Below are 11,111 nucleotides of genomic sequence, written 5' to 3' on the forward strand. Positions count from 1 at the left end.
ACTTAAAACAAAAGCGTATGTACGACAAGGAAAGAGGGCTTTACATAGCCCACTGCTCTAACGGAGCACTGAGTATTACAGGTAAGATGGCCAATCGTCATGGTTTGATTGCAGGTGCCACTGGTACAGGTAAAACCGTAACCCTGCAGGTGATGGCCGAGACCTTCTGTCAGGCAGGCATACCCTGTTTCATGGCTGATATGAAGGGTGACCTCTCAGGTATCTCGCAGGCTGGTAAGCTGAGTGGTTTTATCGAGAAGCGCATGCCTGAATTTGGCATCGAGAATCCTGAGTTCCAGAGTTGTCCTGTACGCTTCTTCGATGTGTTTGGCGAGCAAGGTCATCCCATGCGTGCCACCATCTCGCAGATGGGTCCACAGTTGCTTAGTCGTTTGCTCGACCTGAACGAAACGCAGGACGGCGTACTGAACATCGTGTTCCGCATTGCCGATGAACGCGGGCTGTTGATTCTCGACCTGAAGGACCTGCGCGCTATGCTCGACTATGTATCACAGCATGCCAAGGAGTACACCACTAAATATGGTAATATCTCAACAGCCTCGGTAGGTGCCATCCAGCGAGCCTTGTTGCAGTTGGAGAACCAAGGCGCCAACCAGTTCTTTGGCGAGCCCTCGTTCGACATCTTCGACCTGATGCAGACCGAAGGTGGCAAGGGTATCATGAATGTGCTGGCAGCAGATAAGCTGATGATGCAACCCAAGCTGTACTCTACATTCCTGTTATGGCTTTTGAGCGAACTCTACTCTACCCTCCCCGAGGTAGGCGACATGCCGCTGCCTAAGTTGGTGTTCTTCTTCGACGAGGCACACATGCTGTTCGACGGCACATCAAAGGCATTGCTCGATAAGATTGAGCAGGTTATCCGTTTGATTCGTTCAAAGGGCGTGGGTATCTACTTCATTACCCAAAGTCCTACCGATATCCCCGAAAATATCCTCGGACAGTTAGGCAACCGTGTACAGCACGCCCTGCGTGCTTACACACCAAAAGACCAGAAGGCTGTAAAAACAGCTGCCGATACCTTCCGTCCTAACCCAGCATTTAAGACCGACGAGGCCATCATGAATCTGGAGACAGGCGAGGCGCTTGTTAGTTTCCTCGACGAGAAAGGTGCACCCAGCATTGTGGAGCGTGCCAAGATTCTGTTCCCGCTCTCACAGATTGGTGCCATCACCGAGGGTCAGCGTCTCGACATCATCAAGCAAAGTCGTATCTATGGTAAGTACGACACACTTGTGGATCGTGAGAGTGCCTTTGAGGTACTGATGGCCGAAGCTGATCGCGCCCTGCAGGAACAGGAGCAGACCGAGGTTGAGTTACCTCAGCCCGAAGCTAAAGCCGAGAAAAAGAAGTCGGGTATACTGGCAAAGGTAGGCAAGGCCATTCTGACCGCTATCACCTCTACCCTGGCAGCTATGTTAGGCACCTACGTAAGCGATAAGGTTACGGGTAAGAAGACAAAGAGTCGTACCTCGGCAAAAGGACGCGTAGTGAAGAACGCCACCAGTGCCGCCACACGAACGATTACCAAAGAACTCACTAGAGACATCCTTGGTAACCTCATTAAGTAATTAAAGATTCTCGCAAATAGTATAAGTATACCGCTGTCGCTCGACGGTGGTATATTTATATCTGGTAGTATCGATAAGCGATTTCACATCGTGGGTAATGCCAGTGCCGATGAGCTTGGCGGTGGCCTCTTTCATGGTCCAAAGACGAATGAAAACGGCTTCGGCGTTGGCAGATGCAGTAATGTCTGTCAGTTCGGCATCGTTCATGGTGTAACGGGCCAAGCTATCCTTAAACTCGCGGATACACTCCACATCTATGCCAACGGGCTTATCGCTGATAACACAGATGGCAGCCTCCTTGCAATGACTTAAATTAAAAAATATCTCTGGATGGCCCACGATACTAGGCTTGCCATGCTCGTTGTACTCAAAGATAGGGTTATCCGTTATGTCATATTCCTTACGCAAGCCTTCCTTCAGTAACTGGTAAGCTAGCACGCACAAGCGCTGACCCTGTTCGTGTTTAAACTTCAGGGCCTGCTCTCTGCGCTGCTCCGAAATCTCAGCCAGCGCCGCCTGCAGATCAAAATCCCATATCTTCTCGCTTACAAGAGTAACCATAACTATCAACTGTCAACTATTCGAGTCCTATCTCAGGTGTGGGGATTTTGCGGTTGGGATTCTCCTTGGCACCTAAGGTAATCAGTTCCTGGGCCTTCTGGGTTACACTCTGACGACCAGTAATCAGCTTGTTATTAGTGTTGTCGTAAGCCTTCTGCACAGCCTCAATCTTTGTGCCCAGGTCGTTATAGCGCTGCACAAAGTCGCCTAAGCGGTCCAACAACTGCTCAGCCAAGCCGAACACCTTCTCCTGGTTCTCGGCCTGCTGGTTCTGAACCCAAGCGATGTGTATCATGTGCAGAATGCCCAACAGGTTCTGCTCGCCTGTTACAAACACCTTCTTTTCGAATGCCTCGCGCCACAACGTGGGGTCGTTGGCCAATGCCAACTGCAGCGACGACTCGAAGGGCACGAACATAATCACGAAATCAACCACGTCGCGACCGTTCTTTACGTATTTCGAGTAATCCTTACGTGCCAACTCGTTTACATGCTGGCGCACACTCTTGATGTGATCCTGCAGGAAACGCTCCTTATCTTCGGGTGTCTCGGCATTCACGTATTTCTCATAGGCTACCAACGATACCTTCGAGTCGATAATGGCATCCTGGCCTTGCGGGTAATGCAGAATCACATCGGGCTGCATCTCGCGACCTGTCTCATCATGCTTCATGGGGCGTCCGAGTTCATCGCGCAAACGGGCCTGCACCTCGTAGTGGATACCCTCCGTCAGGCCCTGACTGTTCAGCAGGTCGCCCAGAATAATCTCGCCCATGTTACCACTCACCTTGTTATCGCGTCGCAACACGTTCGTCAGACTCTCGGCTTTCTCGCCCAACTGCTGCGTCTGCTGCATCATCATCAGCATCTGTTCGCGGAACGAGGCCGAATGGGCAGCACTCTCCTTCTGGTTATCGCTGATGGCCTTCTGCATGTTGGCGATGGCATCCTTCAGCGGTTGGGTAATGCCCGATATCGTTTCGGTGTTCGACTGCTTCAGTTTCTGCGCACTCTGCTCCAACAACTGCTGCGCCATATTCTTAAAGCGCTCCTCATGACGCTGTGTTTCCTCAGTCATCTGCTGGTGCAGCAACTGCAACTCACGTGTCTGAGATTCTGCCTTGGCATGTAAGACTCTGTTCTCTGCCTCAAGATACTGCACCCTACTGGTTTTCTCGGCCAGCTGTTCGCTCTTCATCTTTAGCTCCATATCAGTCTTACCACCCTCTATACGCAGGGTGTCCATCTTACGATCCATGAGCAGATAAAGCACCACAGCACCTACTGCTATACCTATTAATATATATACTACTATCATAACTGTTTGTTTAATTTGCTGCAAAGATAATAAAAAAAAGGCACGTATTGGGCTAATTAACACGAATTATTAAATAGTATGATACTAAAGCTGCTTTAGTGTTAGGGTTAAAACCCTTTAGTATAAGGGAAAAGCTGCTTTTGTATAAGAAAAAAGGGTATTTATAGCTAAGATGTAGCTTTTACACCTCTATATTTCGTCCACTCTTTTTTGATTTATCAAAAATATTAATAGACTGGTTTTCAGCTACTTAACATTTTTAACCAACTATATCCGTCCACTTTTCGCACTATGTAATCCGATACGAGCCATAAAATTATATAATTTTGCAGCGAAAATCCTAACAAAGGGTATATTCTAACTTAACATTAACATTTAATAAAACCAAAGTATGAAGAAAAGCAGGTTAATGATGATGCTGTTGGCACTTATGGTGACAATGACATCTTGGGCCCAGGGAATCTCGGGCACTGTGTTTGACGATCAGGGCGAGACCGTTATCGGTGCTTCGGTCGTTGAAAAAGGTAATCCTCAGAATGGTACTATTACCGACTTTAATGGTAACTTTACCATTAAGGTTAACGAGGGCGCTACTATCGTAGTAAGTTACATTGGTTATGTAACACAAGAACTAAAAGCAACCAGCAACATGCGCGTGGTGCTGAAAGAAGATGCACAGACTCTGCAGGACGTAGTTGTTATCGGCTATGGTGTGCAGAAGAAGAGCGTGGTAACAGCCTCAATCGCCAAGGTTAGCTCGGATGATCTGGAGGGTAAGACACGTCTGCGTGCCGATGATGCCCTGAAAGGTCTGGCTGCTGGTGTAAACGTTACATCGGCCAACGGACAGCCTGGTTCACAGTCGATGATTCGCGTGCGCGGTACAGGTACTATTAATGATACCAACCCGCTGTACATTATCGATGGCATGCCTACCGACCAGTACGGTCTGGAGAGCGTTAACCCTTACGATATCGAGAGTATCGAGGTTCTGAAGGATGCTGCATCAGGTGCCATCTACGGTGCACGCGCAGCCAACGGTGTTATCCTGGTTACCACCAAGAAGGGTAAGATGGGTAAGGCCCAGATTAACTATAACTTCAGCTACGGTTGGCAGAGCGCCTGGAAACATCGCGATGTAACCAGTGCTACCGACTATGCCATCCTGCAGAACGAGAAATACGTAAACGGCGGACAGGCTCCTCTGTATGCCGATCCTTATAACCTGACCGATGCCAACGGTAATAAGATTACCGGTTTTGGTACCGATTGGCAGGAACTGCTGTTTAACGATAACGCCCCTGTAGTACAGCACGACGTATCGGTTAGCGGTGCTACCGAGAAAGTGAACTACTACCTGTCGCTGGGTTACTACACTCAGGATGGTATCGTGGGTGGTAACTACGGCCGCTCTAACTACGACCGTTTGACCATCAACTCAAACAACCAGTTCAACTTGTTCGACGACTCAAAGGAGCGCAACTTCCTGAATAAACTGGACATCAGCGCTAACCTTTCATATATGCGTACACATAGCACAGGTATCGACACCAACTCTACATGGGGTTCGCCCCTGGGTTCGGCCCTGTACCTGGCTCCCACACTGCCCGTAACACTCACTGGTGCTGTGGCTCAGGATATGATTGACCGTTACAGCGCTTACGACCTTTATCGCGACGAGAACGGCAATCCTTATACTATTCCCAACTACGTAGGTAGCTATCAGGAGCAGAACAACCCCATCGCCATGATGCAGGGTAACCCCAGCCGCGGCTGGAGCCATAAGTTCAGACCTAAGTTTGCTATCGACCTGCAGATCTGGGACAACCTGAAGTACCACTTCACCTGGAGTGCCGAGCAGAGTTTCTGGGGCAGCGAGGGTGCTACCGTATCAAAGTACTACCTCTCAGGTAACAACAACAGCGACCACACATCGGCTTCAGCCGAGAAGGCCGACGCTACACAGTGGCAGGTTGAGAACACGCTGACTTACGACAAAGAGTTTGGCAAGCACTCTATCGGTGTAGTACTGGGTCAGAGCGCCCTGAAGTACAAGGGTAGCTACGTAGGTGCATCGCACTGGAACCTGATTAACGTAAACAAGCCTTACGTTGACTATACCACTGGTGGTAGCATTGAGACCACTACCGATGCCGACGGCCACATTACAGGCGTTAAGAGTCTGGTTAGCGGTTGGGCTGGTCCTAACGTAGAGCATCACCTGGCTTCGCTCTTTGCCCGTTTGAGCTACAACTACGACGAGAAGTACATGTTCCAGGGCACCATCCGCCGCGATGGTTCAAGCCGCTTCGGATCAAACAACAAATATGGTGTGTTCCCCTCATTCTCTATCGGTTGGAACATCATGAACGAGGACTTCATGAAGAACACCAGCGACTGGCTCAGCAACCTGAAGTTCCGCGCCAGCTGGGGTAAGAACGGTAACGAGAACATCGGTGACTTCCGCTATACCGTGCTCACCACCACTGGTGGCACCAGCAACTACTACTTTGGCCGTCAGGGCGTGATGAATTACGGTTCGAAGGCCAACGGACTGGCTAACGAGAACCTGAAGTGGGAGGAGAGTGAGCAGACCGACCTGGGTATCGACCTGGGCCTGTGGAACAACAAGCTTACATTTACTGTTGACTACTATATCAAGAAAACCAACGGTATGCTGATGACCATGCCTATCCCAAGCTACGTAGGTGAAACCAAGCCTATCGGTAACGTGGGTGACATGGAGAATAAGGGTATCGAGTTTGAGCTGGGTTACAAGTTCAACATTGCCGATGCACACTTTGCCATTAAGGCCAACGCATCGCACCTGAAGAACACTCTGAAGAACCTAGGTAACGACACTGGTTTCCTGAACTACGGTATCAGTCAGTTCAGCGATGGTGGCACACGTGCCGAGAACGGTCAGCCTTTCCCATACTTCTATGGTTACAAGACAGCTGGTGTACTGCAGAACCAGGCCGAGGCTGATGCTTACAATGCAAAGAATCATGCTTCATCAGTTCCTGGCGACCTGATCTTCGTGGATGTAAACGGCGATGGCTACATTACCAGCGACGACCGCACCAAGATTGGTAAGCCAACACCCGACTGGACTTACGGTTTGAACCTGAATGCCGATTGGAAGGGCTTCGACTTCAACATCTTCTTCCAGGGCGTTTATGGTGCCGACATCTTCGACGCTACCTGGCGCCAGGATATCGCATCGGGTAACTACCCAACTTGGGTGCTGCAGCGCTGGACCGGCGAGGGCACATCAAACAAGATTCCTATGCTGAAGCTTGGCGACAGCAAGAACTGGGTGGTTAGCGACATCTACGTACAGGACGGCAGCTACCTGCGCCTGAAGAACATCTCACTGGGTTATACACTGCCTAAGCAGCTTACCAAGCGTGTAAACATCGAGCGATTCCGCGTGTATGTTCGCGCCGAGAACCTGTTTACCTGGACTAAGTACTGGGGATTCGATCCTGAGATCGGTTCTGGCAGCACATCAATGGGTGTTGACTACGGTGTATATCCACAGGCACGCATCTTTACTGTAGGTTGCAACCTCTCGCTTTAATTGAAAATTGATAATTGAAAATTGATAATTAAGAGATAATAATTATGAATACGAAGATATATAAAACACTGTTCGCTGGAGTAGTAGCCGTATCGCTGACTGCTTGTAACGACAGTTTCCTGGAGGTAGAGAACCCCACTGGTGAGCCTCTGGAAGAATATTACATGACCGATGCCCATCTGAGCGAGGCCTGCACTTCGGCCTATGCCCCACTGCACTGGCCCGACTGGGACGGAACAGCCTATAACGACCTGACTTGCGACGCCGAGATTATGGGCGACGACTTCTGGGTAGGTGGTTCGAGCATCAGCGACAACCAGCACTGGCACAAGCTCTTCAACTTTGAGGGCGACGGCAACAACACCCTGGGTACCCTTTGGGGCGACTTCTACAGTGGTATCAAGCGTTGCAACGACGTGATCAAGTACTGCTCATGGGGTGGCGGCAGCGAGGCCAACCGCAAGAGCTATGAGATGCAGGCTCGTCTGCTCCGCGTGTACTATTATAATATTCTGTGGCACTACTACGGCAACGTTCCTTTCTATCTTGAGAACCTGAGCGAGCCTTACACTGCCCCTCAGATGACAGCCGACGAGATTTACAACCAGCTGCTGCCTGAGCTCGAGGATATCATTGCCTCAAATGTACTGCCCATGCGCTGGGATGCCTCTAACGAGGGTCGCGTAAGCCAGGCTATGGCCTACATGCTCTACGCCGAGATGGTGATGTATCAGAACGACTCTGCACGCTATCCTACTGCTCTGAGCTACATGAAGCAGATTATCGGCGACAGCAACTATAAGCTGAACCCCGACTTCAAGGATCTGTTTGATGAGAGCGGTGAGATGTGCGCTGAGAGCATCTTCGAGATCACCTACGACGACGACAACGCACAGCGCGACTGGGGCACCTCAATGTCCGCTGGTGGTACTGTGTTCCCCACACTCTGCTCACCTAACGGTTGGGCCGGTGGCGAAGGCTGGGACGGCGGTAACGATGGTTGGGGCTTCCTGCCTATGCGACTCGAGGCTTACAACATGTATGCTGAAAACGACAAGCGTCGCGACGTGACCTGCTGGGATGTTCGTGGCTACACATACACCGAGCGTTATCAGGACACTCACATCTGGCACGGTAAGTATCGTCCACAGAGTGCCAACAATCAGGACTGCCCAACATCAAAGAACCTGAACTACAACAATAACAAGCGTATCTATCGCTATGCCGAGACCCTGCTGAACGCAGCTGAGCTGCTGTTGCAGACTGGCGGAAGCGCTGCCGAGGCTACAGGTTATGTAAACGAGGTTCGTGAGCGTGCCGGACTGGCTGCACTGAGCAATGTGACCATCGACGACATCCTGAACGAGCGTCACCTGGAGTTCTGCGGTGAGGGTAAGCGCTACTTCGACCTGGTTCGTGCCGAGGGCATCAGCGGTGCCACCGAGAAGGCCAGCCTGAAGCTCGTGCCCGATGCCTACGGCTATCGCACCAACACCTGGACACCAAGCAAGAAGCACATTCCTCTCTCTCAGAGCGAGCTCGATGCTGACCCAACACTGGTGCAGAACAACTACTAAAATGTAAAAATGCAAAAATGTAAAAAATATAAGATTATGAAGAATCTGTTTAAATATACAATGGGAGCGCTGGTAGCAGGCACGTTGATGACCGCCTGCTCGCCCGACAGCTTCGACGGCGCTGACCCCAACGGCATTCCCTCGGTAAGCGGTGTTGATTTCAGCATCAACGTTGACCAGGAAACCAACCAGATGATTGCCAACTACACCCCACAGCCAGGCACATACCCCATCTGGATTATCAACGGCAACACCTACTCTACACTGCAGGAGGTGGGATTCCAGAATCCTGAGGCCGGCACCTATACTATCGACATGAAATTGGGCAACCGCAATGGTTTCAGTCAGGGTGTCATCAGCAAGACATTCACTTTCAACGAGACTAAGATTGACTACTCTGCCGATTTCCGTCGTATCTGCGACAAGGAGTGGCGTATAGCTAACAAGGAGCAGGGACACCTGGGCTGCGGCCCTGCCGGAACAGCTGCCACCGAATGGTGGAGTGCTGCTCCCAACGATAAGAAGGACTTTGGTGTTTACGACGACCGCATCACCTTTACAGCCACCACACGCAAGGGCGGTAGCTATACCTACAATGCTGGTGCCGACGGTAACACCTATGTGAATAAGGGCGTAACCAAATGGAACACCCAGAACGACAATGCCGACGTAGATGTAGCTGTGGGCAACCAGACATCAAGCTGGAGCTTCGAGATCTACGACTGGGAGGATGCCGAGGGCAACGTGACCAAGCAGACCTACATCCAGCTGGCCGACAACACCGCATTCCCCTACATCTCGAGCGACGCTCAGTACGAGAATCCTAAGTTCCGTATCGAGACCCTCACAGCCACCAAGCTTGTGCTGGTTTACGACGCTCCTGATCGCGGTATTGCATGGCGCTACATCCTGACAAGCGCTCCTGATGAGCGCCTCGTTGAGGAGCAGGGATTCGATGCCAACAGCGACTTCAACCTCTGGAAGGGCATCACTCCTAACGCCACATTCTACTTCAACCCAGGTTGGGGCACAGAGCGCACTGGCGAGATGGAAGCTGGCTACACTGGTGGAAACAACGACTACACCGTGACAGTTCCCGATGCTTGCTCAGACCGCTGGCAGGCTCAGTTCCACCTCCACACCGACCTGAATCTGAAGGCTGGAACCAACTACGACTTCTCTGTTATCTTCAATGCTGATAAGGATATCGACGGTGTGACTGTTAAGCTCACCGACGAGGCAGATGCCGATGCTATCATCGACGTAGCCGACGTGAACCTCAAGGCTGGTCAGGACATCGTATTCTGGCAGAGCGACATAGCAGGTAAGGACCTTTCTAAGGTGAAGTTGGTATTCGACTTCGGTCATGCTACCGGTGCTACCAAGATCAACGTAAGCAACGTGGTTATCAAGGATCACGCTAACGACGATGGTACCATCGTTTCAGGTGGTGGCGAAGAGGGCGAGAAGCCTGTGATGGATTGGAACTATGAGAGCGGCGCCAACCTTTGGAAGGCTGTTGACGATGGTACAGTAGCCAGCGAGTTCGCTTACTGGTTTGCTGATGACAGCTGGACACAGATTACAAGCCCAGAATGTACACACAGCGGCGACACTTACGAGCTCACCATGCCTGATGGTATCGGTGGCAGCCAGTGGCAGGGCCAGTTCCATATCGACACCAAGCTTACTGCAAGTGCATCAAAGGCCTATAATTTCTACTGTGTATTAGAGGCCGACAACGACTGCGCTGGTGTTACCTTCAAGCTCACCGATGGTGGCGACAGCAACTTCCTGCTCGAGGAGCGTATCCCTGTTAAGGCCGACGAGCCACTCATCGTGAAGCGCGAGGGCCTGACACTGAAGGATGGCGCTGATGCCGACCAGCTGCGCATGTTCTTCGACTTTGGTGGTACACCTGCTGGCACTCATGTGAAGATCAGCAAGATTTATCTCGAAGAAGCTGTAGTTCTGAACTACGACGATGCCAGCAACCTGTGGAAGGGTGTTGACGATGGTTCAGTAAAGAGCACATTCGCCTACTGGTTCGCCAACGACGCTTGGACAGAGCTGGCCAACCAGCCTGTAGCTACTCGCAACGGCGACACTGTTGAGCTCACTCTCCCAGAAGGAATGGGTGGCAGCCAGTGGCAGGGTCAGTTCCATATCGACACCGACCTGACAGCCAAGGCCAACAAGGAGTATCACTTCCAGGTGGTAGTAACAGCTGATGCCGACTGCCCAGGAGTAACTATCAAGCTCACCGACAGCGGCGATAGCAACTTCTTCTGCGAGGGTCGTCACGACATCAAAGCCGACGAGCCATACACATTCACACTGAAGAATGCTACATTGAAGGATGGTGCCGACGCATCGGCAATCCGCCTGTTCTTCGACTTCGGAGGATCAACACCTGGTACAAAGGTGAAGATTAGTAAGATTGTCTTTAAGGAGGCATAACAAATAAAAAAATTGAATAA

Annotated in this window: 6 protein-coding genes; 4 read left to right on the forward strand and 2 right to left on the reverse strand. The window is 51.0% G+C overall.

Features of this window, described 5'->3' with window-relative positions; translation table 11 throughout:
• Positions 1-17: 17 nt before the first annotated feature.
• Complete coding sequence (locus tag T500_RS0106910; protein WP_028907504.1) at positions 18-1,592, forward strand: helicase HerA-like domain-containing protein; 1,575 nt, start codon at positions 18-20, stop codon at positions 1,590-1,592.
• On the opposite strand, the gene T500_RS16355 is transcribed toward T500_RS0106910, so the two are convergent.
• Together T500_RS16355 and rmuC are read right to left on the reverse strand one after the other, a co-directional pair.
• On the reverse strand, positions 1,593-2,153 hold the full coding sequence (locus tag T500_RS16355; protein ID WP_028907505.1) for a 4'-phosphopantetheinyl transferase family protein: 561 nt from the start codon (positions 2,151-2,153) through the stop codon (positions 1,593-1,595).
• A gap of 16 nt (positions 2,154-2,169) precedes the next feature.
• A complete protein-coding gene (gene rmuC / locus T500_RS0106920) occupies positions 2,170-3,471 on the reverse strand; it encodes a DNA recombination protein RmuC (protein WP_028907506.1) in 1,302 nt (433 codons plus the stop codon).
• 391 nt (positions 3,472-3,862) lie between these two features.
• Between rmuC and T500_RS0106925 the strand changes: the two genes are divergently transcribed.
• Genes T500_RS0106925 through T500_RS16360 form a run of 3 tightly spaced genes read left to right on the forward strand, consistent with a single transcriptional unit; the run spans position 3,863 to position 11,091 of the window.
• The gene (locus T500_RS0106925; RefSeq protein ID WP_028907507.1) at positions 3,863-7,054 is read left to right on the forward strand and encodes a SusC/RagA family TonB-linked outer membrane protein; all 3,192 of its coding nucleotides are present in this window, start codon (positions 3,863-3,865) and stop codon (positions 7,052-7,054) included.
• 44 nt (positions 7,055-7,098) lie between these two features.
• Entirely contained in the window at positions 7,099-8,631 is a 1,533-nt protein-coding gene (locus tag T500_RS0106930) for a RagB/SusD family nutrient uptake outer membrane protein (protein WP_036908703.1), read from the forward strand.
• A gap of 36 nt (positions 8,632-8,667) precedes the next feature.
• Complete coding sequence (locus T500_RS16360; RefSeq protein ID WP_155267468.1) at positions 8,668-11,091, forward strand: hypothetical protein; 2,424 nt, start codon at positions 8,668-8,670, stop codon at positions 11,089-11,091.
• Positions 11,092-11,111 lie beyond the last annotated feature (20 nt).

The organism is Xylanibacter ruminicola Ga6B6 (assembly GCF_000687715.1).
Taxonomy (GTDB): Bacteria; Bacteroidota; Bacteroidia; order Bacteroidales; family Bacteroidaceae; genus Prevotella; species Prevotella ruminicola_B.